Source organism: Flavobacterium sp. Sr18 (assembly GCF_011064265.1).
GTDB lineage: Bacteria > Bacteroidota > Bacteroidia > Flavobacteriales > Flavobacteriaceae > Flavobacterium > Flavobacterium petrolei.
On sequence record NZ_CP049329.1, the window covers coordinates 848,128 to 874,064 of the forward strand.

General features: G+C 35.7%; 24 protein-coding genes. 19 read left to right on the plus strand and 5 right to left on the minus strand.

Annotated elements, in window-relative coordinates:
* Positions 1-60: 60 nt before the first annotated feature.
* The 11 genes from lpdA to G7A72_RS03865 all read left to right on the plus strand — a co-directional run bounded on the left by lpdA (position 61) and on the right by G7A72_RS03865 (position 9,397).
* Positions 61-1,449, plus strand: coding sequence for a dihydrolipoyl dehydrogenase (gene lpdA / locus G7A72_RS03815; protein ID WP_113666877.1), 1,389 nt, complete (start codon positions 61-63; stop codon positions 1,447-1,449).
* 248 nt (positions 1,450-1,697) lie between these two features.
* Positions 1,698-2,483 (plus strand): hypothetical protein, encoded by a 786-nt coding sequence (locus G7A72_RS03820; RefSeq protein WP_165151489.1) that lies wholly within the window; start codon positions 1,698-1,700, stop codon positions 2,481-2,483.
* A gap of 199 nt (positions 2,484-2,682) precedes the next feature.
* Positions 2,683-3,519, plus strand: coding sequence for a serine O-acetyltransferase (locus tag G7A72_RS03825; protein WP_165151490.1), 837 nt, complete (start codon positions 2,683-2,685; stop codon positions 3,517-3,519).
* Between the two features lie 5 nt (positions 3,520-3,524).
* Positions 3,525-4,439 (plus strand): cysteine synthase A, encoded by a 915-nt coding sequence (gene cysK, locus G7A72_RS03830; RefSeq protein WP_165151491.1) that lies wholly within the window; start codon positions 3,525-3,527, stop codon positions 4,437-4,439.
* Positions 4,440-4,812: 373 nt separating this feature from the next.
* Positions 4,813-5,556, plus strand: coding sequence for a hypothetical protein (locus G7A72_RS03835; RefSeq protein ID WP_165151492.1), 744 nt, complete (start codon positions 4,813-4,815; stop codon positions 5,554-5,556).
* Positions 5,557-5,560: 4 nt separating this feature from the next.
* Entirely contained in the window at positions 5,561-5,881 is a 321-nt protein-coding gene (locus tag G7A72_RS03840; protein WP_165151493.1) for a hypothetical protein, read from the plus strand.
* The gene (locus G7A72_RS03845; RefSeq protein WP_165151494.1) at positions 5,868-6,203 is read left to right on the plus strand and encodes a hypothetical protein; all 336 of its coding nucleotides are present in this window, start codon (positions 5,868-5,870) and stop codon (positions 6,201-6,203) included. Before G7A72_RS03840 ends, G7A72_RS03845 begins: the two co-directional genes overlap by 14 nt.
* 193 nt (positions 6,204-6,396) lie before the next feature.
* Positions 6,397-6,855, plus strand: a complete 459-nt coding sequence (locus G7A72_RS03850; protein WP_165151495.1) for an SRPBCC domain-containing protein — start codon at positions 6,397-6,399, stop codon at positions 6,853-6,855.
* A 414-nt stretch (positions 6,856-7,269) separates the two neighbouring features.
* The gene (locus tag G7A72_RS03855; RefSeq protein ID WP_121364846.1) at positions 7,270-7,854 is read left to right on the plus strand and encodes a fasciclin domain-containing protein; all 585 of its coding nucleotides are present in this window, start codon (positions 7,270-7,272) and stop codon (positions 7,852-7,854) included.
* A 251-nt stretch (positions 7,855-8,105) separates the two neighbouring features.
* Positions 8,106-8,780, plus strand: coding sequence for a hypothetical protein (locus tag G7A72_RS03860; RefSeq protein ID WP_165151496.1), 675 nt, complete (start codon positions 8,106-8,108; stop codon positions 8,778-8,780).
* A 170-nt stretch (positions 8,781-8,950) separates the two neighbouring features.
* Entirely contained in the window at positions 8,951-9,397 is a 447-nt protein-coding gene (locus G7A72_RS03865; protein ID WP_165151497.1) for an endo-arabinase, read from the plus strand.
* A gap of 80 nt (positions 9,398-9,477) precedes the next feature.
* Here G7A72_RS03865 and G7A72_RS03870 read toward each other — a convergent pair whose 3' ends face one another.
* From G7A72_RS03870 to G7A72_RS03890, 5 genes are read right to left on the minus strand one after another with little or no spacing between them, the layout of a single operon-like run.
* Positions 9,478-11,829 carry a response regulator gene (locus G7A72_RS03870; protein ID WP_165151498.1) on the minus strand — a complete coding sequence of 784 codons (2,352 nt, stop codon included), beginning with the start codon at positions 11,827-11,829 and terminating at the stop codon, positions 9,478-9,480.
* 13 nt (positions 11,830-11,842) lie between these two features.
* Positions 11,843-12,259 carry a response regulator gene (locus G7A72_RS03875; protein WP_165151499.1) on the minus strand — a complete coding sequence of 139 codons (417 nt, stop codon included), beginning with the start codon at positions 12,257-12,259 and terminating at the stop codon, positions 11,843-11,845.
* A gap of 23 nt (positions 12,260-12,282) precedes the next feature.
* The gene (locus G7A72_RS03880) at positions 12,283-12,693 is read right to left on the minus strand and encodes a response regulator (protein WP_113666860.1); all 411 of its coding nucleotides are present in this window, start codon (positions 12,691-12,693) and stop codon (positions 12,283-12,285) included.
* Between the two features lie 3 nt (positions 12,694-12,696).
* Complete coding sequence (locus G7A72_RS03885; RefSeq protein WP_165151500.1) at positions 12,697-13,425, minus strand: ATP-binding protein; 729 nt, start codon at positions 13,423-13,425, stop codon at positions 12,697-12,699.
* 1 nt (position 13,426) lies between these two features.
* Positions 13,427-16,564 carry a PAS domain S-box protein gene (locus G7A72_RS03890; protein ID WP_165151501.1) on the minus strand — a complete coding sequence of 1,046 codons (3,138 nt, stop codon included), beginning with the start codon at positions 16,562-16,564 and terminating at the stop codon, positions 13,427-13,429.
* Positions 16,565-17,197: 633 nt separating this feature from the next.
* Between G7A72_RS03890 and ppsA the strand changes: the two genes are divergently transcribed.
* The 8 genes from ppsA to G7A72_RS03930 all read left to right on the plus strand — a co-directional run bounded on the left by ppsA (position 17,198) and on the right by G7A72_RS03930 (position 25,931).
* Positions 17,198-19,618, plus strand: a complete 2,421-nt coding sequence (gene ppsA / locus G7A72_RS03895; RefSeq protein WP_165151502.1) for a phosphoenolpyruvate synthase — start codon at positions 17,198-17,200, stop codon at positions 19,616-19,618.
* A 12-nt stretch (positions 19,619-19,630) separates the two neighbouring features.
* Positions 19,631-20,386: an SDR family oxidoreductase gene (locus G7A72_RS03900; protein WP_165151503.1), complete on the plus strand. Its 756-nt coding sequence runs from the start codon at positions 19,631-19,633 to the stop codon at positions 20,384-20,386.
* Positions 20,387-20,416: 30 nt separating this feature from the next.
* Complete coding sequence (locus G7A72_RS03905) at positions 20,417-20,875, plus strand: OsmC family protein (RefSeq protein ID WP_165151504.1); 459 nt, start codon at positions 20,417-20,419, stop codon at positions 20,873-20,875.
* A 58-nt stretch (positions 20,876-20,933) separates the two neighbouring features.
* Entirely contained in the window at positions 20,934-22,667 is a 1,734-nt protein-coding gene (acsA, locus tag G7A72_RS03910) for an acetate--CoA ligase (RefSeq protein WP_165151505.1), read from the plus strand.
* A gap of 46 nt (positions 22,668-22,713) precedes the next feature.
* Complete coding sequence (locus G7A72_RS03915) at positions 22,714-24,231, plus strand: Do family serine endopeptidase (RefSeq protein WP_206531533.1); 1,518 nt, start codon at positions 22,714-22,716, stop codon at positions 24,229-24,231.
* Positions 24,232-24,241: 10 nt separating this feature from the next.
* A complete protein-coding gene (pdhA, locus tag G7A72_RS03920; protein WP_165151506.1) occupies positions 24,242-25,237 on the plus strand; it encodes a pyruvate dehydrogenase (acetyl-transferring) E1 component subunit alpha in 996 nt (331 codons plus the stop codon).
* Positions 25,238-25,249: 12 nt separating this feature from the next.
* On the plus strand, positions 25,250-25,510 hold the full coding sequence (locus G7A72_RS03925; protein WP_165151507.1) for a zinc ribbon domain-containing protein: 261 nt from the start codon (positions 25,250-25,252) through the stop codon (positions 25,508-25,510).
* A 148-nt stretch (positions 25,511-25,658) separates the two neighbouring features.
* Positions 25,659-25,931 (plus strand): zinc ribbon domain-containing protein, encoded by a 273-nt coding sequence (locus G7A72_RS03930; protein WP_165151508.1) that lies wholly within the window; start codon positions 25,659-25,661, stop codon positions 25,929-25,931.
* The last annotated feature ends 6 nt before the right edge of the window (positions 25,932-25,937 follow it).

Genomic DNA, 25,937 nt, shown 5'->3' on the forward strand with positions numbered 1-25,937 from the left:
GAAATGACACGAGGCATTGCCGACTGCATTTTGTACAAATAACAAATAAACAAGCACAAAATGAAATACGATATTATAGTTTTAGGAAGTGGTCCAGGTGGTTATGTTACAGCTATTAGAGCATCACAATTAGGCTTTAAAGTAGCCGTAATAGAAAAAGAAAACTTAGGTGGTGTATGCTTGAACTGGGGTTGTATCCCAACAAAAGCGTTACTAAAATCAGCTCAGGTTTTTGATTATCTAAAACACGCTTCTGACTACGGATTGACTGTTTCATCCTTTGATAAAGACTTCCCTGCTGTTGTACAACGCAGCCGTTCAGTAGCTGACGGAATGAGCAAAGGTGTTCAATTCCTGATGAAAAAAAATAAAATCGATGTGATTGATGGTTTTGGAAAACTAAAACCAGGAAAGAAAATTGATGTTACGGACAAAGACAATAAAGTTACGGAATATAGTGCGGATCATATCATTATCGCAACTGGAGCACGTTCTCGTGAGTTGCCAAACTTACCTCAAGATGGTGTAAAAGTAATTGGTTACAGACAAGCAATGACATTATCTACACAACCAAAATCGATGATTATCGTGGGTTCTGGAGCGATTGGAGTTGAATTTGCACATTTCTACAACTCTATGGGAACTGAGGTAACTATCGTAGAATTTATGCCAAATGTAGTTCCTGTTGAAGACGAGGATATTTCGAAACAAATGGAGCGTTCTTTGAAAAAAGCAGGTATCAAAATCATGACAAACTCATCTGTTGAGAGAATTGATACAACTGGAGCAGGTGTTAAAGCATTTGTGAAAACGGCAAAAGGAGAAGAAGTTTTGGAAGCGGAGATTTTACTTTCGGCTGTTGGAATCAAAACCAATATTGAAAACATCGGATTAGAAGAAGTAGGAATCGCTACTGACAAAGATAAAATTTTGGTAAACGCTTACAACCAAACGAACATTCCAGGATATTACGCTATTGGTGATGTAACGCCAGGACAAGCATTAGCACACGTAGCTTCTGCTGAAGGAATCAATTGTGTAGAGAAAATTGCAGGACTACACGTAGAACCTATCGATTATGGAAACGTTCCGGGTTGTACGTATGCGACTCCAGAAATTGCTTCTGTAGGTTTGACTGAAAAACAAGCTAAAGAAAAAGGATACGAATTGAAAATTGGTAAATTCCCGTTCTCAGCTTCAGGAAAAGCAAAAGCGTCTGGAACTCCAGATGGTTTTGTAAAAGTAATTTTTGATGCTAAATACGGCGAATGGTTAGGATGTCACATGATTGGTGCCGGAGTTACAGATATGATTGCTGAGGCAGTTGTAGCGCGTAAACTGGAAACTACAGGACACGAAATTCTAAAATCAATTCACCCGCACCCAACCATGAGTGAAGCGGTTATGGAAGCGGTTGCTGATGCATATGGTGAGGTAATCCACTTATAGATTTCAGATTGTAAAGACGCACTGCAGTGCGTCTTTACAAAATAATAGTAATCCGATTTGTGAAAGCAAATCGGATTTTTTTATGCCCTTAATACATTCACTAACAGATAAATTAGGCATAAGAATTATGAAAGTTTTACACAGAATTACATAACAAAAATTGCATTACTTATTCTGAAATTTGAATAAATTAAAATAGTAAAGTAAACGAAATCCATTTTCTTAATAATTATTTAAATAGATGTCTTATGAAAAATATTTATCTGAATGCCGGAACAATAAATGAAGTTTTTAGTGACCTTGAAACTTCTTTTAAAGGCGTTTTAAATTCAACCAATAACGAATTTAAATTAGCACTGGATACTGATTTGATTAAGGGAAATATTGACGCGGTAACCTTCATAAATGGTTTTACTTCTATTCAGGTTAACATGACATTTGCAGATGATGTAACGCTAAGTATGGAATCTTTCAGCGCCTCGTCAATTGTATTTGCGTATTGCACTGAGGGAACATTCAAACATAGCTTTGGTATATCTGGTCACCAATTAACGCTTAGAAAACACCTTTCAACTGTTGTAACCAGTGGAAGAAGTATAAATACTATATTACATTTCAAAAAAGATACAGCTATTCAATTTTCGATTATAAAAGTGGAAACCGCTAGCTTATCTAATGGGATAAATGATTCTTTAATCCCGAATTTGAAGAAAAACTTTTTAGACAAACAACCAAATTATACGTATCAAGGCATTCAAAATTTGAGAATCGCAGAAAAACTCCAACAGTTTAATGACGTTACGGAGCAAGGAATGGTCGGACATATCAAGAAAAAAGACATTATTCAATCCATAATAGCCCTGGAAATTGATGACAATACTGACAATCTAATTAGAATGTCACGCGCCATCAAACGTTCAACTTTACATCAAATCAATGAATTAAAAAAGATATCCGGTTTTATAAAACAGTATACATTTGATGCGATGTATAGTAAAGTTATTAATTCAAAAAACAGGATTTTCATTAAGTAATCATCAGCGAAATCTTATTATTGAATTTCGCCACTAGTTTTTTTTTATACTAGCATTTGCGAAACAAAGGATCCATTATGTGGGAATTTAACATATTAACATTTATTTACAAAGCAGGGTTATGAACCTATTCAATTCTGCTCTATATTTGTATTTCGAGTCTTTTTTCTCGTTTAAATCTGATTTTATTCCATTATAAATGAATACTGAAACCAACCGTTTTTCGAATACACTACATGAAAACCAAAATAAAAATTGGGTAAGAGCCATTGATTCTTCTAAAATTATCAATTGGATTGATGATTTATTCAAAATATTATTCCCCGAAAAAGCTTTGGAAACCATTCAAATCGAATTGCTTTTGGACCAAAACAAAGCCAACTTCATCGCCATTCTCTCGGAGATTGTAAAAGACAAAACAGCGAATGAAATTCTGGATGACGCTGAATCATTTTACACCGCGCTTCCGGAACTATATAACTCGATGCAAAAAGACGCTCAGGCTATTCTGGATACAGATCCTGCAGCTGATTGCATTCAGGAAATTATCAATTCCTATCCCGGTTTTTTTGCCATAGAAGTCTATCGTATTGCCAATGCAATTGCTTCCCGAACTACGTGCTTGTTGCCGCGAATTCTAACCGAATATGCACATAGCAAAACCGGAATCGACATTCACCCGAGTGCTACCATTGACGTTCCGTTTATGATTGATCATGGAACCGGAATTGTTATTGGCGAGACCACAATTATAGGAAAATATGTCAGCATTTATCAAGGAGTGACATTGGGAGCGTTGCAAGTTGAGAAAAGCATGCAGGAAAAAAAACGCCATCCTACTGTGGAAGACCATGTGATTATTTATGCCAATGCCACCATTTTAGGCGGAAGCACCATTATAGGTAACCACAGCATTGTGGGCGGAAATACCTTTATTACCAAGAGTATGAATCCGTATTCATTTGTCATGCAATCCAATAAAAATACAGTTTTGAATCAACAGGAAATAAAAGATATTAATTTTTTCTCCATATAAATATTATGAAATACAACAACATACTCGAAACAATAGGCAATACGCCACACGTAAAAATCAATCGCTTATTTGGTGCCAACCACAATGTTTGGATCAAACTAGAACGTGCTAATCCCGGAGCCAGTATCAAAGACAGAATCGCTCTTGCGATGATTAAAGATGCCGAAACTAAAGGACTATTAAAAGCTGGAGGTACTATTATTGAAGCCACTTCCGGGAATACAGGAATTGGACTTGCAATGGTCGCGGCCGTAAAAGGCTATAAATTAATATTGGTGATGCCAGAATCGATGTCGATAGAAAGACGCCGACTCATGAGCCTTTATGGTGCCGAATTTGTCTTGACGCCCCGCGAAAAAGGAATGAAAGGCGCACTGGAAAAAGCACAAGAATTAGTCTCCGAAATGCCTAATGCCTGGTCACCTCTTCAATTTGAAAATCCTGCCAATATCGAAATTCATAAAACAACCACCGCACAGGAAATCATAAATGCATTCCCTGACGGACTGGATTATTTGATTACCGGCGTAGGAACCGGTGGTCACATCACGGGTTGTGCCGAGATATTGAAACAACATTTCCCTAACCTGAAAGTATACGCTGTAGAGCCAGAAGCTTCACCCGTTATCAGCGGCGGCGCACCGGCTCCCCACCCTATTCAGGGAATTGGAGCAGGATTTATCCCCACCAATTTGCACACGGAGCTATTGGACGGAACCATCCAAGTGAGCAAAGACGAAGCATTTGCATACGCCCAAAGAGCAGCCAAAGAAGAAGGTATGTTCATAGGAATATCCTCTGGAGCGTCACTCGCTGCCGTGGCCAAAAAACTATCTAAAATCCCTGAAAATGCTACAGTGCTGACTTTTTGCTACGACACCGGTGAACATTACTTAAGCATAGAAGGCTTATTTGTATAAACGAAAATCCACTTTAAATTTGAACCGATTTGTGAAAACAAGTCGGTTTTTTTATGGCGTTTCTTTTTTTGGGCGTGTCCTTGTTGCAGTACTATTGCATAGATTACTTTATTTAGTGCCGCAACAAGGTCAGGCTGTTTGTTCCCGCTTTTATTGCTTTACCCTTCGGGATAAAACAATAAAGAGCTCCACTGCCATCCTTCACGCAAAATAGAAGCAACAACAACTAGAATTTTACCATTAATATGCAAAAAGTATCCAGCTAATAAAAATTTCCCTTACTGGTTTGTAAGAAAATTTTAATATATTTGAAAGAAATAAAGTCTGACCACTGTCAGACCTATATATAAGTTGGCAGTAATTATCCATCAGAATGCTAAAAAAAAGACTATTTATTTTATCAATTTTAATGTATGTTTCTTTTTCATTTGGAAAGGAGAAGCCAACTATTATTACAAAACAAATCAAAAATGATACAATTGTAATTAAAATAGAACAGCCCAAAATAGTTGAGAATTCTAAAGTTCCAGAAAAATATATGGGTTACAATTTAGAAGAATGGAAAACTTTTTCAGTAGTTTTTATTCCTTTATTTGTTCTTTTTATAACGAACTTAGTCACACTTGGAAAAATAAGAAAAGAAACTAAAGAATCAATTAGAAAAGAGTTAATTCTTACTTTAATTAAAAACAAAAAAGAGCAATTAGAAAAATATTATGACCCAATAATTGCATATTTATCTATTAATGAAAGTATTTTTAATTCATTTGGCCCAAAATCTTTTCCAGATGACGATATTAAAAAAGAAGTTTCTGCAAATCTTTGGCTTGGAATGAGAGAATCAATAATTGTTGAGAACAATTCTAAAATATCTGAAATAATTAAAAGTTTTTCACACCTTATTTCTTCAAACGATGACTTGAACATATATCTTAATTTTATAAAACATACAACATCGTATGAACATTTTATTAAAAACCCAAGTGAAAGACATTCAGAATTTCCTTATCCTTCTAATATTTTGGAAACAACTACAAAAAGACGCGAAGAAATTATAAACGAAATACACTCCATTGAAAGTAATGTAAAAACTATTTTAGACGACCTTAAAAACTAAAAAAATGCCAGCAAAATATATAAAAAATATACTAATCGAAAAACCAGTTATTTCAGAAGTAAAAATACTGAGTGAATTTATGCTTAGTTTTTCACTTAAATCTTCATCTAAAAATTATATTGTTTACACACCAACAAGTAGTGAATATCTTGTTTCTTCAGATGTCGTGACAAAAGCTATTGAAAAAGGAGCAAACTTAGTTATTTGTGAACCTTGGTGTCAAATAACAGGCGAAGGATATAAAACAGCTGAAAATGGACATAAAATAAGTGTCTATCCATTGGGAACATTTATAAGAAAGATTATGAGTAATGAAGAACTCTGAAAAATATCATCAGTGGATTTCTAAAAATATAAATACTGAACATTTTTTTTTAGCATTTATTTTTGGTTCAGTAGCCAGAAATGTTGAAAAACCAAATGACTGTGATTTATTTTTGGTCACTAAACATAAAACAAATTCAGATTTATGGAAAACTATGAGGTTAGAAAATGAGAATTTAAAAAATAATTTTTTCGAATGTTTCGATTTAGAATTATCAATTCAATTACTTTCAAAAGACGAATTTAACGAAGAATTAAGTTTTATAAAAATAACTTTAGAAAGGCAAAAAATATTAATAATTAACGAATTGAACATAAAATAACTACTGCCAACACACGCTACAAGCAATTTGGGCATTAGGCTTAATGGAAAGTTAGTTTTGTTTTTGGGAGTTTTGGCAAATCCGAAAACAGGACTTAATCTAATACCAAACCCGCTATAGGATATATTAAACGACTGCTAAATATCACATGAAATACAATTCGAAAGATTAATCTAAACAAATATTTAATACTATGAAAAAGTTACAATTCAAAGTAAGCATCAATGCATCTTTAACTAAGGTATATGATTTTATGCTTGGTATTAACAGTAAGTCAACATATGAGCAATGGACTTCTTTGTTTAACCCGACATCTACCTATGAAGGCAGTTGGGACAAGGGTAATAAAATTCTATTTATTGGAATAGATGAGAAAGGAGAAAAGGGCGGGATGGTTTCCAAGATAGCTGAAAACATTCTCAACCGCTTTGTTTCTATTCAACATTATGGTCTTATAAAAGCTGATAAGGAAATTACAGAGGGACCAGAAGTAGAAAAATGGGCAAACGGATTCGAAAACCATACTTTCGAAGAAAACAACGAGATAACAACCGTTATTGTTGACTTAGATACCACAGAAGATTTTTTAGATTATATGAACCAGACTTACCCAAAAGCACTCGAGAAGTTGAGAGAACTTTGTGAAAAATAATAATTTCAAGAATATCTTAAAAGATAAAGAAATAAAGCACTGCCTACAACAGTTAGAGTTTCGTTTCGTGCGCAGCAAGAACAATGGTACTCGGGTTGAACAGCTTGTCCCGATTTTACGGGAGAATCGGTCAGTAACAGGAACTATGGAGTTATCGTAAAATTTTGAGAGAGAATGTCAAGAGGATTTAGTGTCCTCTTTTTTTGGGATTAGTTTTAAGCTTGGATTTTTCATATTTTCATTTACTTCAAATCATTCTACGCCGTTTCCAAATCCTTAACATAAATACATACAGTTTTACAAATCAATGTTTACTTTACTATTTGTTTAATTATTTGTTAAATTAATTAAACAAAACAAATAAATAGCTATCTTTGAGTATCTTAATTTAATTTAAACTTAAAAATATTGACTATGAAATTAGTAAAAACAATTGGTGCATTTGCATTGTTAGGAGTAATTGCTACTTCTTGTGGAGAGAAAAAAACAGCTGAATCAACAGATATGGCTGACACAACAACTGTAGTAGTAGACACAATGGCTGTTGCTGAAACACCAAACATTGTAGGTGTAGCTTCAGGAAATGCAGATTTCTCAACATTGGTTACAGCTGTTAAAGCAGCAGGATTAGTAGAAACATTAAGCGGTGATGGACCTTTTACAGTTTTCGCACCAAATAACGCAGCGTTTGACAAACTTCCTGCAGGAACTGTAGACGGGTTGTTGAAACCAGAAAGTCTTGACAAATTGAAAGCTGTTTTGACGTATCACGTAGTTTCAGGAAAATTTGATGCTGCAACTGTAATTGATGCAATCAACAAAAACAACGGAAAATACACTGTTACAACTGTTCAAGGTGGTACTATTGTTTTAAGCTTGAAAGACGGAAAAGTGATGTTGACAGATGCTAATGGTGGAACTGCAACAGTGGTTCTTGCTGATGTAGCGGCTTCAAATGGAGTTATTCATGCAATTGATACTGTTGTTATGCCTAAATAAGGTTTTAACTTTTAAATTTTAAAAACCGTTGCAGCAATACAACGGTTTTTTTATACGATGTCACGAACAAATAACAGTTCATTTTTTGCCGTAGACAACAGCTTTAATTAACTTTGAAATAGAATAAGGTTTAACTGTATTTTTGAAATTAAATAAAGATTCGTGAAAATTAGTGTATTTTGTGGCTAAAATAATTAACTGACATTACCGGAAATTCCTAACATTTAAAATAATTCAGCTACATACATCTTATGAAACACTTTACTCTTTTACTCCTTGTTTCCGCAATCCTAATCGGTTGCCAAAAGAAAGACCATAATTCGGTACCGATTCCAACAAATAATGCTTCAAAAGACACTGTTGCCAATGCTGAAGATGTTACGAAAAAAATCTCAGATAGCGTTGCAACTGTTGAAACTAAAAGCAGTCACGGACTTATTCTGACTTCTAATGCGCTACAAGTCGTAAATATAAATACGGGTTCCACCTCAGAAATCCCTTTTGGCAAACCATTAGACCAAATGATTGAAATCATTACTAATGTTCTCCAATCCAAACCAAAAACTATTGGAATAAATAGTGAATGTGGTGCCGGACCTCTAAAAATGGTATCTTGGAATAATGGCTTGACAGTGGTATTTCAAAAAAAAGAGTCGGAATCTAAAACTCCAGAAACCAATTGGCAATTTGTGGGTTGGTTCGTGGGAAGCAATTCCAAAAACTCAAAAGAAATCTCAACAATGGCTGGAATCGGGATAGGATCAACAAGAGCCGAAATGGAAAGCGCTTATGTACTATCGGTTTCCAAAACCAGTTTAGGATATGAGTTTTCGACTTCCTCCGGATTGTTTGGTATTTTTGACGGATCAAATAAAGAAGCTAAAATTACAAGTTTATGGAGTGGCCTTAGTTGTAATTTCAGATAATTCTACAATCAAAAATGGCCGTTGTATTTAGACCTTAGAATTATATAAATTGTACCCAAAAATAGAATATATTTACGCTACAGGAAGTTTTACAAACATTTAGTGATGTTTTATAAATCCATTTATTTAAAAAATCAACCTAAATCATAACCATTAACAGCAACAATACTATGAAATGGAAATTATCCTTTTTTCTTCTTTTCAGTTTTACACTTTTTGCGTACAGCCAACAAACTGACGAAGCTGCCAAAATAATAAGCCTTTTAGAAAAAGAATCGGCAACATGGAGATCCGGAGACGGAAAAGGCCATGCCGATTGTTGGCACATACAACACTACAGCCGGATTTTGATTTCAACTGGAAACGGAACAGCGCTTGATATTCCACCTGCGGCAATGAAAAACACGGATCCAGCAACGATGGGAAATGGCGGTTTCTCTGTTAATACAAATTACAAAATGAGCATTCAAAAAAATAGTGCTTGGGTAAGTCACGACGAACTATCAACCTCAAAAGAAGGAACTAAAAGTTACTCTTATGAAATTCGACTTTTAGAGAAAATTAAAGGGGAATGGAAATTAGTGGGTCAATCGATACATATTTACAAACCAGAATAGCAACCCGCAGCCATTATAAATTTAGATGTATTTTGATTTTTTTAGCTTAAATTATAAAAAAAATTAGGTGAAGGAACAATTTAATATTCCTCCACTAACTCAAGTTCAGTAATAGCCAACTGACAAATTTCATTTAAATATACAACTTCATCTTTTATTTTTTGTCCTAAAGGGTTTGTTTCGATTTCATTTTCGATAATCGCTACGCTATCTGACGCTTTGCTTATACCTAATAAACTTAAAGAAGATTTTAACTTATGAATTTCTTCTTTCAATGTTTTGATATCATTATTTTCGTTAGATTTTAAAATACTCGTAAGTGTTTCCGGCGTATTTTCTAAAAAAACGGAAATCATGTTTTTTATGAAAGTATCATCTCCTTCTGCAAAATCCATTAAATATTTAAAATTAATGAGTTTTTCCGTTGTCATTTCTTGTTTTAGAAATTCAGGAGGTGGTATCGTATTTCCTTTATTTTTATTCAAATTCTGATATAATTTTTCCAGTAATACATTGAAATCATATGGTTTCGATAAATAATCGTTCATTCCGTTTTGTAAACACCTTTTCTCTTCTTCTAATGTAGCGTGCGCTGTCAAGGCGATAATAGGAACCATAGATTTATCCCCCATTTTTGTTCGAATGTGATGCGTAAGCTCATTTCCATCCATTTCCGGCATTTGGATGTCCATCAAAATAATATCATAATCAGTATTTGTAATCTTTTCAATCGCTATTTTTCCGTTATTAGCAATATCAATTTTTTTATCCCATTTTGCAAATACTTTAATGGCAAGAAGTTGATTCAACTCGTTATCTTCGACCAAAAGTATTTTCAAGTCCTTAAGGAAATCAGGATTTATTGACGTATTTTTTATTTTATTGCTACTCTCTATTTCTTTTTGTGCCTTTTTATACTGCAATGAAAAGGAGAACTCACTACCTTCACTAATTACACTTTCAACAGTAATATTTCCGCCCTGCAACTCAACCAATTTTCGTGTTATGGTAAGACCAAGGCCCGTTCCCCCATACTTCCTTGTAGTTTCATTAGAAGCCTGATTGAAACTTTCAAATATAGAATCAATTTTATCTTTTGGAATACCAATACCGGTATCGATTACTGAAAATTTTATTAACGAATCGGTTTCAGTTTCCAACATTTCAGTAATCACCACTTCAACATATCCTTTTTCAGTAAATTTTAGAGCATTACCAACCAAGTTCACTAAAATTTGAGACAGTTTTGTAGGATCACCAATTAGATCGTCATTTATCTTAGGCTCAATATCGTATAGCAGTTTTATTTTTTTCTCTTTTGCATTGGGTGACAGTAATTCAATCACGTAACTTACTGTTTTAGATAGAGAAAATTGTACTTCTTCAAAAGTCATTTTATCGGCTTCAATTTTAGAAAAGTCGAGAATATCATTAATAATAAACATTAAGTTATGACTGGCTTTTTTTATTGCTTCCACACTCTGTTTCTGGTCGCTATCAAGATTTGTACTTTCAAGAATTCTGGCAAATCCAATAATTCCATTCATAGGAGTCCGAATTTCGTGGCTCATATTAGTAAGAAACTGCTCTTTTATAACAACTGCTTTTTCTGCTAATTCTTTTGCCTTTATTAACTCTGCTTCTGAACGTTTTTGCTCACTGATATCTTGAATGGTCCCCAGAATTTTATATGGTTTTTCGTTTTCGTCATTCAAGTATTTAATGAATTCATGGATGTATTTTACCGTTCCTTTTTTAGTGGTGATACTATGCTGAAACTGGACTTCTGCATTAGTATTTATAACATGGTTCAGATTACTTTCAAAAATAGCTAAATCTTGAGCTTCAGTAAAACAGGATTTAAAAAAATCAATGGAAACAATCTCGTCGTTGTCAACTTCAAAAATAGTAAAGAATCCTTCAGAGAAATAGGCCTCATTAGTGCTTAAATTAATTTCCCAACTTCCAATCTTGGCTAATTTTTGTGCTTCTGAAAGTCGATTGGCATTAATTTTTAAAGCTAATTCTGTTTTTTTTCGCTCTTTTAAACTCTCATTGAGTTTTAGAGCGTTTCTGATACTTTGTGAAACACCGTCCGGCGTCAGCAGCGTTTTGGGAATATAATCTGAAGCGCCTCCTAAAATTGCTTGGCTTGCAATTTTTTCATCGCCTTGCGAGGTTACAAAAATAACCGGCGTTTCTATGTCTAAGTCTCTCAATTTTTTTAAAAAAGAAATCCCATCACTATCGGGCATCATATAATCTAAAAAAATCAAATCATAATTGACAGCTTTAACCTTTTCTATTCCATCTCGTGCTGAAAAAGCACTTTCGACATCAGCAATTATTCCAGAGTGCGAAATTGACCGGAGAATAGTAACCATATCGACTTTATCATCATCAATAATTAAGATTTTTAAAGTAACACTCATGTTTATTTTTATTTTAGCTTGAGAATTCGATATTATTCCAATAATCATTCAAAACGGAAAAAAAATTAATCATTTCTTCAATTTCAAACGATCTATTGATATACCCTGCAATATTCAAGTTTAGTGCGGCACGTTTATTTTTATCATTATTTATATCGCTGATCACAAATATTAATGTTGATTTTAAATCAATATCAAGTCTAATTTTTTCTATTAATTCGATTCCATTAATTCCTTCAGCATTAATATCAATCAGCATGATTTTTGGTAGTGGGGATAATTTTTTATCACCTGTAAGCATCGACCATGCTTGAATATCGTCCTTAGCGAAACATAAATTGTATTGTATGCCAATGTGAGAAAAAACATTTAATGTATTTTCAAAATGAGCTCTATTACTATCTACTAATAATATGTTTGCGCCTACCATAGTTTATTTATAAAGTTAAAAAATCACATCTCACATAAAGACCAAAAATTCTTAAGTGTTGCAACTGAAGTTATAAATTTTTCGAAGGATAATGGTTTTAAAATATATCCGGCAACATTAAGATTGTATGCATTAATCTTATCGCTATCTTCATTAGAAGTAGTCATTACAAATACAGATATATTTTTTAGAGTTTCATCATCTCTTAAGTGTTTAAGAAATTCAATCCCATTCATTTTTGGCATATTAATATCCAAAATAATGATCCTAGGGACTGGAACAATCGATGTCCGTAACATATCAAGGGCCTCTACCCCGTTACCAGCAACAAAAAGTTCGTTCTTGATATTATTTTTTGAAAAGGCTCTTTTCACATTCATCACATCAACCTCATCGTCTTCCACTAATAAGATATTGACCAATTTTTGTATCATAATTTAATTTTTTAAGCTTATTATTTTTGGCCAATTAATCTGAAAAATTGAACCTTTATCTCTGCCTGGCGTGTACTGAATTTTTCCACCAACATATTCTACTATTTTACTGCTAATTGTTAACCCAGCTCCTGTCGAATCAAAAACGTCTTTTGAATTTACAGTGTAAAAAATAGCGAAAATCTTATCTTTCAATTCTTCCGCTATACCTGGACCATCATCACTTATTTTTATTTCATATTCGCTTTCATTTTCACTGACATCCACATAAATATTTTTGATTTCTTTATCGTGAAATCGAACTGCATTGTCTAATATATTAAAAATAACTTTATTTAATTTTTTCCCTACAGTGATGCAGCTTTCATTGTCCAAATGATACTCCACTTGAAACTTAACATTTTGTTCATAATCCAAGCTTGCGATGCATTCCTCCACCAGCTTAGGAAAATTTACTTCATACAGTTCCATTTCGGTTCTGTTAATTCTTGATAGTTCCAGTAATGCATTCAACATTTTTTCAAGACGTCCTACCCTGTTTTTTAATAATGCAAAATTATTTAAAATATCCGGATTTACATCGGAACCCAAATCATCTTCAATCCACGTAGTTATATTAGAGATTGCTCTCATGGGTGTTTTTATGTCATGTGAAACTATGTAGACAAAATCTTCATATTCTTTTTTTAGTGCAGACAACTCTTCCTGACAACTTTTTACTGATTCTTCCATTTTAGGCTTCTTTAGGAATGGTAAAAATAAAACTTGCTCCTTCATCATTTTCTGATACGATACGAATTGTTCCTTCAGCCTCTTCAATTATTTTTTGAACGATAGATAAACCGATTCCGGTACTTTCTTTTTTGTCACGTGCTTCAATAGTCTGAAACACTTTGAATACTTTTTTATGGTATTCTTCTGCAATTCCGGGACCATTATCTTTTATAGTAAACTGGTGGAAATGAGGCAACGATTCATAGAAACATTCAATTTTTCCTATCGGTTTATCATTATACTTTACACTATTGCTTATCAGGTTACTGAACAGCTGTTGAAACAATATACTGGCAATTTTTATTTTAGGAATGTTTTCAGCAATGTAAATTTCAAATCCTTCCGTTGGAACAATTGAATCAACAATCTGATATAACATTTTTTTCAAGTCGGTATCTTGTTTTTCTATTTTCGTCCTACCAATACGTGAATATTCCAGTACGCCATTAATTAAATTTTCCATTCGCAACACACGTCCTCGCAATAAATCAAAGTTTGCGCTTACCTCTTTGGGCATATCTGGCATATCTTCAACAATCCATTCCGAAAGATTGTTTATCGCTCGCAAGGGAGCCTTTAAATCATGTGATACGATATAGGCAAATTGATCTAGTTCTTTATTTGTTTTCCCAAGATTTAACAATGCTACTTTTAAGTTTTCTTCGGCTCTTTTCTGGTCGGTAATATCCGCACTGATAGCAATATATTGATACGGATTTCCTTTTTCATTTAAGAATGGTACAATGGTTGTTTTTTCCCAATAATACGTTCCGTCCTTAGCTAAATTTCTAATCTCTCCTTTCCAAATGTTTCCGTTGGTAATTGTTTTATATATCGTACTGGTAAAATCCGATGAAAGGTTACCTGAAATTATTCTTTGGTCTTTTCCTACCAACTCCTCTTTTGTATACTTAGAAATAGTACAGAAATTATCATTTACAAATGAAAACACCCCATTTTTATCCGAAATAGACACAATTGAAGATTCATCTAATGCAGATCTGATATCATTGATTTCTTTTGCTTTTTCAGCAATTTTTTGCTCTGCAAGTGTTTTTTCGGTAACATCCATAATAGAACCCTGCAAGCCAATCATTTGTCCTTTGTCATTTTTAAAGGGCTTCCCAATTTCTAAAATATGCTTTATGCTATTATCCGGTAAAACTATTCTATAACTAATTTTAAAATCTTCATCGATATTTAATTTATCAAGGTTTAAATTATCTAATATCTTTAAATCATCGGGAAATATCCTCTCTCTATAGGCAACAAATAACTTATCCGAACTTAACTCTTCCAGTTCAAAAATACTATAATGTGCTTTAGACCAGACCAAATCATTTGTAGCTAAATCAAATTTCCAACTACCAATTTTTGCGATACTTTGCGATTCATCTAATAATTTATTACTATTTATTAGACTTTGTTCTACTAATGTTTTTTCCGTAATATCCTGAATACTACCCTGAGCGCCAATAATCTCCCCCGATTCATTTTTGATAACTTTACCTAAAGTCAAAATGTATTTTACTCTTTTATCAGGAAATTCAATTCTGTTGAAAAACTCAAAATCCTGCCCTGTGGCAACGCTTTTTTCAATTTCTTTATCCAATAGTATTAAGTCTTGTGGCTTAAGCATATTTCTATACGCTTCATATAGGGTATCTGGAGGTAATTCATCAATCTCGAAAATTCTATAATGTCCTTTTGACCAGATTAAATCTTTTGTAATTAAATCAAATTTCCAACTTCCTGTTTTAGCAATACTTTGCGATTCGTCTAAAAGTTTATTACTGTTTATTAAATTTAACTCTGCTTCTTTTTCTTTAGTTATGTCTTTTGCTACACCAAGATAACCTGTAATTTCATCTAGGCTATTTTTTATAGCAGTTATTGATAATTGTATGGGCAATGTGCTGCCGTCTTTTCGTACATACGTCCACTGACGAGAATCAGCTATCCCTAATTTTCGTGCCTTAACAACAAAAACATCAAATCCAGGCTCTACTTCTTCCCCAAGTTCAAAAGTAAGCTCTTCTGCCCTTTTAATTACTTCATCTAAAACATGTATAATAGCCGGAGAAGTTTTCCCTACTACATCAGCTGCCGTATATCCCAGCATTTTTTCAGCTCCATCATTAAATTCTTTAATTGTTCCTTCAAGATCAGTTGCAATTACTGAAAATTCTGTAGAATTTAGAATTGCCGATAATTCGCTGCTAGTTTTCACAAGCGCTTCTTTTTGATCATTTTCTAAAGTCATGTCTCGGGCAATACAATACAAATTACCAGTGACAGGGTCTGGAGAGGTGTTCCAGCTTAACAGAATGTATGTTCCGTTTTTACAACGGTACCTATTTTCAAAACTAATTGTCAACTCCCCTTTTGCAAGTTTTTCTACTTCATGATAGGTTGCGGCTAAATCATCCGGATGAACAAAATTAACAAATGGCGTACCTTCTAATTCTGCTTTTGAATATCCCAATACCCTAGTAAAAGCAGGATTCACTTTATGAAACATTCCATTTACGTTTGCAATACAAACTAAATCCTTTGATAGGTCAATAAAATTCTGAAATTCTTTTTGAGTAGTATGTAAATCTTCATTATTTTTTCGCAATTGCAATAATAAAACAACTTGATTTGCCAATAATTGTAAAGCATTTTTTTGGTTTACATCCAAAGCCCTCGGAACTGTATCAATAACACACAGTGATCCTAAATTAAAACCATCTGAATCTTTCAGAGGTGCACCGGCATAAAAGCGAATGTCAGGATTTCCGGTAACCAAAGGGTTATCCGCAAATAATGTATTTTCTAAAGCGTTTGTAACTTCATAGACTTCCTCTCCCATAATGGAATATTGGCAAAAAGAAATCTCTCTGGGCGTTTCGGTCGCTCCTAGTCCAACAGATGATTTAAACCACTGTCTATCCTTATCCAACAAACTGACTAACGCTATTGGAGTACCACAGATATAGGACGCTAATTGCGTTATTGCGTCATACTCTTTTTCAGGCAAAGTATCCATAATTGAATAACCTTCCAGAGCTTTTAGTCGGTCGAATTCATTCTCCGGTTTTGGATTTATTTTCATCAATATGGGTGTACTGGTAAAGAATTAATAATTTCTAGCAGTTTAATGATTGTTTATTTCAATTTCCTCAAGCAGCTTTCGGTACTTTTATTAAAATACTAATATGTTTCATTACAAAAATAAAATTAATTTTGAATTAAACCGGGAATTCACAACTTAAAATTAAGACATTCCGGAAAGATTAATCTACATTTAAAAAAGCCAAAATAATTAAGCCTGGCAACTACTTGTCCAGCAAAACAGAAACTATTAAAAAACAAAAATTGCACTTACAATACCCAACTTGTTATTAAAAAAATCGTCTCGGAAGCATTGTCTTTTTCTAAAAATAAAAATATTTCAAAGACACTCGATAAAATACACATTATTCTGATTAACAGCAACTTAAATGCAAAAATAAATAATATTTTTTAAGATTAGAAAAAATATTTTATTAAATTTACAGTATTGGTTTAAGCAAGCAGAATATCCTATTTCTCGATTCTTTAAACCTAAAAAAGTCCTTTGAATTTCAAACCTACATCTGAATTTCAAAATTTACAATCGGACTAATAAAAGCCCCTTCTTATTTTAGACTAATATTATTTTAACAGACTTCAATAGGCGTCTGTTTGGATTAAAAAAAAATATGAAATGGTAAACTACAAACACATCTTATTTTTCAATCAAATTGGTATTGACGCTCTTAGCGAAGTTGGGGGCAAAAACGCTTCATTGGGAGAAATGTACAATCAGCTCAATCCAATTGGCATCGCCATTCCAAACGGCTTTGCTCTTACCGCTGAAGCCTACCGATTATTCCGCAAACAAAATAATCTGGAGCAACCGCTTCAAGAGTTGCTGTTGTCATTAGATACCAAAGACTATTCAAATCTTTTAACAATTGGAGAAAAAGCCAGAACACTCATTTTATCAGCCACCATTCCTGAAGAGATTCGTGCAGAAATTGAAGTCGCTTACCAATCCCTTAGCGAGCAATGCGATTTAAATAATCTAGATGTGGCAGTTCGAAGCAGTGCCACATCAGAGGATTTACCAAGCGCCAGTTTTGCCGGTCAGATGCAATCATTTTTAAATATTAAAGGCCAAGACCAATTATTAGATGCGGTGCACCGCTGCTTTGTGTCCTTGTTTACAGACCGCGCTATCAAATACCGCCATGACATGGGCTTTGCTACATTAGATATTGCTATTTCAGTTGGCGTTCAACAAATGGTTCGGAGTGATAAAGCTTCGTCAGGAGTTGCCTTTACCATTGATCCGGACAGTGGATTTGAAAACACCATCATTATCAACGGATGTTGGGGACTGGGCGAAAATATAGTTCAGGGTACCGTTACACCAGATGAATGGATGATTTTTAAACCCACTCTAGAAAACCCAGATTTGAATCCAATGCTGAAAAAACAATGCGGTAGAAAAGAGTTTACTATGATTTATTCGAGCAAATTAGGAAGCAAATCAGCAGAAAACACCATCGTAAATACCGAAACAACTTTGGAAAAACAAAACCAATTCTCCTTAACCGACAAAGAAGTCATCCAACTGTCTCGATGGTGTTCTAAAATTGAAAAACATTACCAAAAACCAATGGATATCGAATGGGCAAAAGACGGTTTAAACAACCAATTGTATATTGTTCAGGCCCGTCCGGAAACCGTTCACGGCAAAGCAAACAAACAAGTTCGGGAAATATATAAACTCCAGGAAAAAAGTACACTTTTGACCAAAGGAATTGCGCTTGGCGATAAGATTGCTTCGGGGAAAGCTCGAATTCTGAACAATCCACAAGAAGGTGCTTTATTGCAAAATGGAGAAATCATTGTCACAGATTTAACGAATCCGGATTGGGATCCCATTATGAAAAGAGCTTCGGCAATCATAACCAATAAAGGCGGACGCACCAGTCATGCAGCTATTGTAGCACGTGAACTGGGAACTGTTGCCGTTGTAGGATGCGGAAATGCTACTACAGTTATAAAAAACGGACAGGAAATCACCGTTTCCTGCTCCGAAGGCAAAGAAGGAAATGTTTACGACGGGAAATTGAAATGGGAAATAAAAGAACAAGATTTCAGTACTCTCAAAATGCCGCAAACAGATCCGATGCTGATTCTCGCCGATCCCGAACGAGCTTTTGAATTAAGCCAATATCCCAATCAGGGTGTGGGTTTGATGCGCATGGAATTTGCCATTTCGAATACCATCAAAATCCATCCTTTAGCGCTATGCGAACCTGAAAAAATAACAGATGCAAATATCAAATTAGAAATAGCAACATTGACAAAAGGCTATGAAGATCCCAAAAATTATTTCATTGACAAACTCACCGAAGCGGTAGCGATTGTCGCCGCTGCTTTCTATCCAAAAGAGGTGATTGTACGAATGAGTGATTTTAAAAGCAACGAATACGCCAACCTCATCGGAGGGAAATATTATGAACCAGACGAGGAAAATCCGATGATTGGTTTTCGTGGCGCTTCGCGTTATTACAGTGATTTTTATCGAAAAGGTTTTGCTTTAGAATGCGAAGCGATGAAAAAAGTACGCAACGAAATGGGACTTCACAATGTAAAACTAATGATTCCTTTTTGCCGCACATTCGAAGAAGGAGAAAAAGTACTTGCCGAAATGGCGAAAAATGGTTTAGTGCAAGGCATCAACGGGTTGCAGGTTTATGTGATGATTGAAATCCCAAGCAATGTATTGATGGCGGATGATTTTGCTAAACTCTTTGATGGTTTTTCTATTGGTTCCAATGATTTAACGCAACTCACCTTGGGGCTGGATCGCGATTCGGCATTAGTGAGTTACTTGTTCAGCGAAGAAAATCCTGCTGTCAAAGCCCTGATAAAGGAAACCATTCGGGTGGCCAAGCGCTACGAAATAAAAGTGGGATTGTGCGGACAAGCACCCAGCGACATTCCTGAATTCGCCGCGTTTTTAGTAAATGAAGGGATTGACAGTATCTCTTTTAACCCAGATGCTTTGATAAAAGGAATCGAAAATATTTTAGAAGCAGAACAAAAAACAAAAAGAAAAATCATAATCTAAGAAAACCAAACTATGGAAACACCATTCAAGAATAAAGTAGCATTAGTAACCGGAGGAGCATCAGGAATTGGCAGAGCCACGGCACTTGCTTTCGCCAAAAAAGGAGCCAAAGTAGCCGTGGTAGATTGGAAGAAAAATGATGAAATAGTAGACCTCATCAAAGAATTGGGTAGTGAAGCTATTTTTATCAAATGCGATGTCTCAAAAACCGATGACGTAAAAGCGATGGTGGCGGAAACAATTGCCGCATTTGGCCGATTGGATTATGCGTTCAATAATGCCGGAATCGAGGGTGCCTCTGCTCCTACCCAAGATTGCTCCGAGGAAAACTGGGACAAAACCATTGGTGTAAACCTGAAAGGAGTTTGGCTGTGCATGAAATATGAAATCCCGGAAATACTCAAACAAGGAAAAGGAGCCATCGTCAACTGTGCTTCGGTAGCCGGATTAGTTGGTTTTGCAGGGCTACCGGCTTATGTGGCCTCTAAACATGGAATTGTGGGACTTACAAAAACCACTGCTTTAGAATGTGCTACAAAAGGAATCCGAGTAAATGTAGTTTGTCCCGGTGTTATTCAAACACCAATGATTGACCGACTAACCGGAAAAACAAAAGAAGGTATCGAACGATTTAAAGGTTTTGAACCCATCGGTCGTTTTGGTCTTCCGGAAGAGATAGCCAATGCCGTGGTATGGATGTGCTCTGATGAAGCCTCATTTGTAATCGGACATGTGATGGCAGTAGACGGCGGATTTACAGCTCAGTAATTTAAAAAATAACCAAAAAACCATACCAAGATGCACACGTACGAAGTCAACCTAAAATGGACCGGTAACACGAAAGGACTTTTGAGTTCTCCGGTTTTACCACAAAATATTGAAGTCGCCACACCACCTGATTTCCCGAAAGGAATGCAAGGAATTTGGTCGCCGGAACACTTATTTATCGCATCAATCAACAGTTGCGTCATGAGTACTTTTTTAAATATCGCCGAAAATTCTAAACTGCATTTTATCAGTTTTGAATGCAAATCTTCTTGTACCGTTGAATTGGTCGAAGGGGCTTACGTAATTACTGAAGTCCTCTTACATCCTAAAGTCGTCATTCCCTATTCCCAAAAACCAGACCGGGCAAAACGGATTGTGGAAATGAGTGAAAAGGCGTGTTTGGTTTCCAATACACTAAAAATACCCATACGATTAGAGCCCAAAATCATTGTAGAGAAAAGTCTGATTCCTATTGGTGAATCTTTTTGATCAATACAAAAACAGAAAAATTTTACTCAAATACATCATTTTTTAAACGTGCCACGCCATGATTTCCATCAAAAATAAAACCACGCACCACCTTTTGGACTATGAAAAAGTGCAAGCTACTTTCTCGTGGGGAAATGTTGCCCGGGAATTAGATGGTCTTCCTAATGGAAAAGGGCTGAATATAGCGCATGAAGCGGTTGACCGTCACGCACAAACGCATCTGAAAAATACGGTGGCATTGCGTTTTATTCGAAAAGACAACCGTTTACAGGAATTTACATATTCCGAATTGCAAAAACAAACCTCGAAATTTGCCAATGTACTTCAAAAATTGAAAATCCAGAAAGGGGAACGCGCTTTTTCTTTTGCTGGCAGGATTCCTGAACTATACATCACCGCTTTAGGAACCTTGAAATATACCGCAGTATTTTGTCCATTGTTTTCTGTCTTTGGCCCTGAGCCCGTGTATCAAAGACTCAGCAAAGGCGATGCAACAGTTCTGGTAACCACAACTCTTTTATTCGAACAAAAAATAAAACAGATCTTGGAAAAACTTCCTTCGCTCCGGTATATCATTCTTACCGACGCAACGGAACATATTTCTGAAAAAATACGCTCTTTTTCCAAACTTATGGACGAGGCTGAAACGGAATTTACCATTCCTGAAACTAACCTGGAAGACCCCGCTTTATTGCATTTTACCAGTGGAACAACCGGAATGCCAAAAGGCGTACTTCACGTTCACCAAGCCGTACTCACGCATTATATAACGGGCAAATATGTTCTCGATTTTCATGAAGGTGACCACTATTGGTGCACCGCGGATCCGGGTTGGGTTACCGGCACTTCGTACGGCATTATTGCTCCGCTGCTTCATGGAATCACCAGCATTATTGATGAAGCAGAATTTGATGCCAGCCGATGGTATTCGCTTCTTGAAACACATAAAATAAACATTTGGTACACCGCTCCCACGGCTATCAGGCGATTGATGCGTATGGATATAAAACCCAAAAATATATATAATCTCGAGAATCTTCGGTTGATACTGAGTGTTGGCGAACCGCTTCATGCCGAAGCCGTGATTTGGGGACAAGAAAATTTTGGCATCCCCATTTTAGACAATTGGTGGCAAACCGAAACGGGTGGCATTATGATTGCCAATTATCCGTCGATGGTCGTAAAACCGGGTTCGATGGGAAAACCAATGCCCGGGGTAGAAATTGCCATTGCAGCAATAAATGACGACCAACTGACACTTATCACACAACCTGAAATTCAAGGACACTTGGTTCTTAAGAAAGGTTTTCCGTCGCTGTTTCGCGGCTATATCCATGAAGAAGAACGGTATAAAAAATGCTTCATTGGCGATTGGTATCTCAGCGGCGACCTAGCTAAGAAAGATGCGGATGGGTATTTTTGGTTTATCGGTCGGGCCGATGATATTATCAAAACTTCAGGCCACATGGTCGGTCCGTTTGAAGTAGAAAGCACGCTGATGCGCCATCCTGATGTGGCAGAAGCTGCTGTAATTGGGATACCGGAACCCACCATTGGAGAAATGGTAAAAGCCTTCGTCATTCTTAAAACCGGAAAAGAGCCTAACGAGACAACCAAAATGGATATTATGGCTTTCGCTCGAAAAGAAATGGGTCCGGCGGTGGCTCCCAAAGAAATTGAATTTATGGAAAATATTCCCAAAACTCGAAGCGGAAAAATTTTAAGGCGATTACTAAAAGCCCGAGAACTCGGTTTACCCGAAGGCGATATTTCAACATTAGAATCCTCTTAAAATATAATTACCATCAAAAATTAATTCTTACTAATGAATTTCAGCCATGATACCTTTTCAAAAAATAAAACTACAAAACCAAACTGCTTTTCTGTTTGTACTTCTTATTCTATTTCAAGGATGCGAAGCTCAAAATAAGAATACTGAAACGGACATAGAATCCATCCAGAAAAGTGCCGCCCTTGTTCCTGAAAAAATTTCCTATTCAGGCAATGTCGATTTCAGAATGGCAGCCAAAATAGCTACGCCCGGAGTTGTTCATATCAAGTGCAGTTTCAAACCACAAACCCTTCAATACGAGGGTGAAGATCAATTTTATAATATTCCGGACCCACTCAAAGATTTTTTTAGAGACGATTCTTTTTTCAGAGAATTTAGATTTCAACTGCCACAATCACAACAGTACAATTCTGAAACCGTGATTGGCAGCGGATCTGGAGTGATTCTCACACCTGACGGATATATTATTACTAATAATCATGTGGTAAAAAATGCCGATGAAATAAATATCACTTTATTCGACGGACGATCCTATCCGGCAAAAGTTATTGGAAATGATCCTCAAACTGATCTTGCTCTCCTTAAAATCGAAGAAAGCAACCTTTCGTTTATACGCTACGGTGACAGTGATACTATTGAAGTGGGAGAATGGGTTGTTGCGGTAGGAAATCCATTTAATCTCGCATCGACGGTAACAGCAGGAATTGTCAGTGCCAAGGCCAGAAATATCAATATTTTAAGCGATCAAGGCGCCATAGAATCCTTCATTCAAACTGATGCAGCAGTAAATCCAGGCAATAGCGGCGGCGCATTAGTAACACTGGAAGGAAAACTCATTGGTATAAATACCGCAATAGCAACGCCAACAGGTGTTTATGCTGGATATGCGTTTGCAATTCCTGTAGATATTGTAAAAAAAGTAGCGGATGATCTAATGAATTTTGGCTCCGTTCGCAGGGGAATTTTAGGAATAAGCATACGCGATTTGAACAGCACATTGGCAAAAGAAATAAAAATTGACCGTGCCAATGGGGTATATATTGACAGCGTCACTGTAAATGGTGCAGCGAAAGAAGCGGGTGTAAAAGAGAAAGATGTCATCATCAGCATTGATAATATAGAAACCGCTTCGGCTTCAAAATTACAGGAAATCATCATGCGAAAACGTCCGGGTGAGAAAGTAAAAATCACACTCATCAGAAACGGTAATGAGAAAAAAGAACTGATTGCCACACTGAAAAAACAGGAAGCAACCCCAGAACTTACAAAAAGTAAAAATATAGAATTGCTGAAAGATTTGGGAGTTGAGTTGAGTCCAATTACTAAGGAAGACCAAAAAGTGTATAATGTACAAAACGGACTCAAAATCACGAAACTATACGATGGGAAAATAAAAAGATTCACAAGCATACGCAACGGATTCGTAATTACATCAGTCAACAACAGGGCAATTTCATCAGTTCAATCCTTTATGGATGCAGTTGCAGCACAAGAACGCGGCATCATGCTCGAAGGAAAATATGCCGGCAATCCTACGTATTACTATTATGCTTTCGGATTATAAAACTATAAAAATGGTACAATCAACGACAGAACCACAACCGATGGATGCCAAAAGAGGATTGCTTTTTTTGTATCAAATGCTGCTCATAAGACGTTTTGAGGAAAAAGCAGCCGAGCAATATACGAAAGCGAAAATCCGTGGTTTTCTGCATTTGTACATTGGCGAAGAAGCGGTTGCTGTAGGCGTAATTCAGGCGCTGAGGGAAGATGACAATTTATTATGTACGTATAGGGAACACGGTCATGCACTAGCTAGAGGTATTGATCCTGACATTATCATGGCCGAAATGTATGGTAAAATGCAAGGCTGCTGCCGAGGTCGTGGAGGCTCGATGCATTTATTTGATGTGGCAAACCGATTTTATGGTGGTAATGCGATTGTGTCCGGCCATCTTCCGCTTGCTGTTGGGATGGCTTTGGCAGCCAAAAAACAAAAGAAAACGAACCTTACGTGTTGCTTTTTTGGAGAAGGAGCAGCTGCCGAAGGTACCTTTCACGAAAGCCTGAATTTAGCGGCACTTTGGGAAGTTCCCGTTTTATTCGTATGTGAAAACAATTTGTATGCGATGGGAACTGCGATAAAATATTCGCATGCCATAACAGAACTGGAAAAAAAAGGAGCTGCTTACGGGATTGAAGCCGTTGCGGTGGACGGAATGGATTTGATGGCTGTGATTGCTGCTGCCAATATTGCTATCGCAAAAGTAAGAAGCAGTGGAAAGCCATATTTATTAGTTTGCAATACGTATCGTTTTCGGGCGCACTCGATGTTTGATGCGGAATTATATCGGGACAAAAAAGAAGTCGAGGAATGGAAAAAACGAGATTCTATTCCACAATTCGAACAGTTTCTTTTGCAAAAGGAATGGATAACGGATGCCGAAATTGCTGCTTTTGAAAGTAAAATTGAAAAAAAAATAGCTATCGCAGTCGATTTTGCGGAAGCAGGAACATGGGAGCCGTTGGACCAACTAACAAAATTTGTTTACAGTGAAACAGAAAGCTAAAAATTTAAAATCATGGAAAATAAAATTATCTGTCAAAGTTGTGGCATGCAAATGGACACCGAAGCTGTGAAAGGAACGGAGAAAAACGGGTTAAAAAGCAATGAATATTGCAAATACTGTTATGAAGATGGGGTTTTTACAAATCCAAAAATGAATTTGGAAGACATTGAAACTAACGTGAAAAATCAAATGAAAAAGTTAGAACTGCATGAATATGCAATTCAAAAAGCGGTAAACACACTACCAGCGTTAAAACGTTGGAAAAGTAATTAATCCAGAAGTTAAAAGTAGAATCCAGAACGGAGTTCCTTTTGCGGAAGCGGGAATCTGGTCCTTATGAGCCCATTGACAAAATGGTGTACACGAAAAATAAATTAGAAACAACATAAAGAAAGAAAGCTAACTATTTAAATCAACACACATGGAAAACACACATTTTTGTCAAAGTTGCGGAATGCCACTGACTACAGAAGACGCTAAAGGAACCGAAAATAACGGCCTAAAAACAAATGATTATTGCCGGTATTGTTATGAAGACAGTCGCTTCAAAAACCCGGATATGAACTTGGAAGAAATGAAAAATACCGTAAAAATGCACATGGAGAAAAAAAAGCTTCCTATTTATATGGTTCAGAAAGCATTGAATATTTTACCTGCATTGCAACGTTGGAAAAACAAACAATTTGTTATTTAATCCCTA

What these genes read in the sequence shown, in the direction of transcription:
- G7A72_RS03885 (WP_165151500.1), bottom strand. Translation starts at nt 13,425, where the DNA reads ATGGAAGAATCAGTAAAAAGTTGTCAGGAAGAGTTGTCTGCACTAAAA.
- G7A72_RS03915 (WP_206531533.1), top strand. Translation starts at nt 22,714, where the DNA reads ATGATACCTTTTCAAAAAATAAAACTACAAAACCAAACTGCTTTTCTG.
- G7A72_RS03905 (WP_165151504.1), top strand. Translation starts at nt 20,417, where the DNA reads ATGCACACGTACGAAGTCAACCTAAAATGGACCGGTAACACGAAAGGA.
- G7A72_RS03825 (WP_165151490.1), top strand. Translation starts at nt 2,683, where the DNA reads ATGAATACTGAAACCAACCGTTTTTCGAATACACTACATGAAAACCAA.
- G7A72_RS03865 (WP_165151497.1), top strand. Translation starts at nt 8,951, where the DNA reads ATGAAATGGAAATTATCCTTTTTTCTTCTTTTCAGTTTTACACTTTTT.
- G7A72_RS03925 (WP_165151507.1), top strand. Translation starts at nt 25,250, where the DNA reads ATGGAAAATAAAATTATCTGTCAAAGTTGTGGCATGCAAATGGACACC.
- G7A72_RS03840 (WP_165151493.1), top strand. Translation starts at nt 5,561, where the DNA reads ATGCCAGCAAAATATATAAAAAATATACTAATCGAAAAACCAGTTATT.
- G7A72_RS03850 (WP_165151495.1), top strand. Translation starts at nt 6,397, where the DNA reads ATGAAAAAGTTACAATTCAAAGTAAGCATCAATGCATCTTTAACTAAG.
- G7A72_RS03835 (WP_165151492.1), top strand. Translation starts at nt 4,813, where the DNA reads ATGCTAAAAAAAAGACTATTTATTTTATCAATTTTAATGTATGTTTCT.
- pdhA (WP_165151506.1), top strand. Translation starts at nt 24,242, where the DNA reads ATGGTACAATCAACGACAGAACCACAACCGATGGATGCCAAAAGAGGA.
- G7A72_RS03890 (WP_165151501.1), bottom strand. Translation starts at nt 16,564, where the DNA reads ATGAAAATAAATCCAAAACCGGAGAATGAATTCGACCGACTAAAAGCT.
- lpdA (WP_113666877.1), top strand. Translation starts at nt 61, where the DNA reads ATGAAATACGATATTATAGTTTTAGGAAGTGGTCCAGGTGGTTATGTT.
- G7A72_RS03820 (WP_165151489.1), top strand. Translation starts at nt 1,698, where the DNA reads ATGAAAAATATTTATCTGAATGCCGGAACAATAAATGAAGTTTTTAGT.
- G7A72_RS03880 (WP_113666860.1), bottom strand. Translation starts at nt 12,693, where the DNA reads ATGATACAAAAATTGGTCAATATCTTATTAGTGGAAGACGATGAGGTT.
- G7A72_RS03870 (WP_165151498.1), bottom strand. Translation starts at nt 11,829, where the DNA reads ATGAGTGTTACTTTAAAAATCTTAATTATTGATGATGATAAAGTCGAT.
- G7A72_RS03855 (WP_121364846.1), top strand. Translation starts at nt 7,270, where the DNA reads ATGAAATTAGTAAAAACAATTGGTGCATTTGCATTGTTAGGAGTAATT.
- acsA (WP_165151505.1), top strand. Translation starts at nt 20,934, where the DNA reads ATGATTTCCATCAAAAATAAAACCACGCACCACCTTTTGGACTATGAA.
- G7A72_RS03930 (WP_165151508.1), top strand. Translation starts at nt 25,659, where the DNA reads ATGGAAAACACACATTTTTGTCAAAGTTGCGGAATGCCACTGACTACA.
- cysK (WP_165151491.1), top strand. Translation starts at nt 3,525, where the DNA reads ATGAAATACAACAACATACTCGAAACAATAGGCAATACGCCACACGTA.
- G7A72_RS03860 (WP_165151496.1), top strand. Translation starts at nt 8,106, where the DNA reads ATGAAACACTTTACTCTTTTACTCCTTGTTTCCGCAATCCTAATCGGT.
- ppsA (WP_165151502.1), top strand. Translation starts at nt 17,198, where the DNA reads ATGGTAAACTACAAACACATCTTATTTTTCAATCAAATTGGTATTGAC.
- G7A72_RS03875 (WP_165151499.1), bottom strand. Translation starts at nt 12,259, where the DNA reads ATGGTAGGCGCAAACATATTATTAGTAGATAGTAATAGAGCTCATTTT.
- G7A72_RS03900 (WP_165151503.1), top strand. Translation starts at nt 19,631, where the DNA reads ATGGAAACACCATTCAAGAATAAAGTAGCATTAGTAACCGGAGGAGCA.
- G7A72_RS03845 (WP_165151494.1), top strand. Translation starts at nt 5,868, where the DNA reads ATGAAGAACTCTGAAAAATATCATCAGTGGATTTCTAAAAATATAAAT.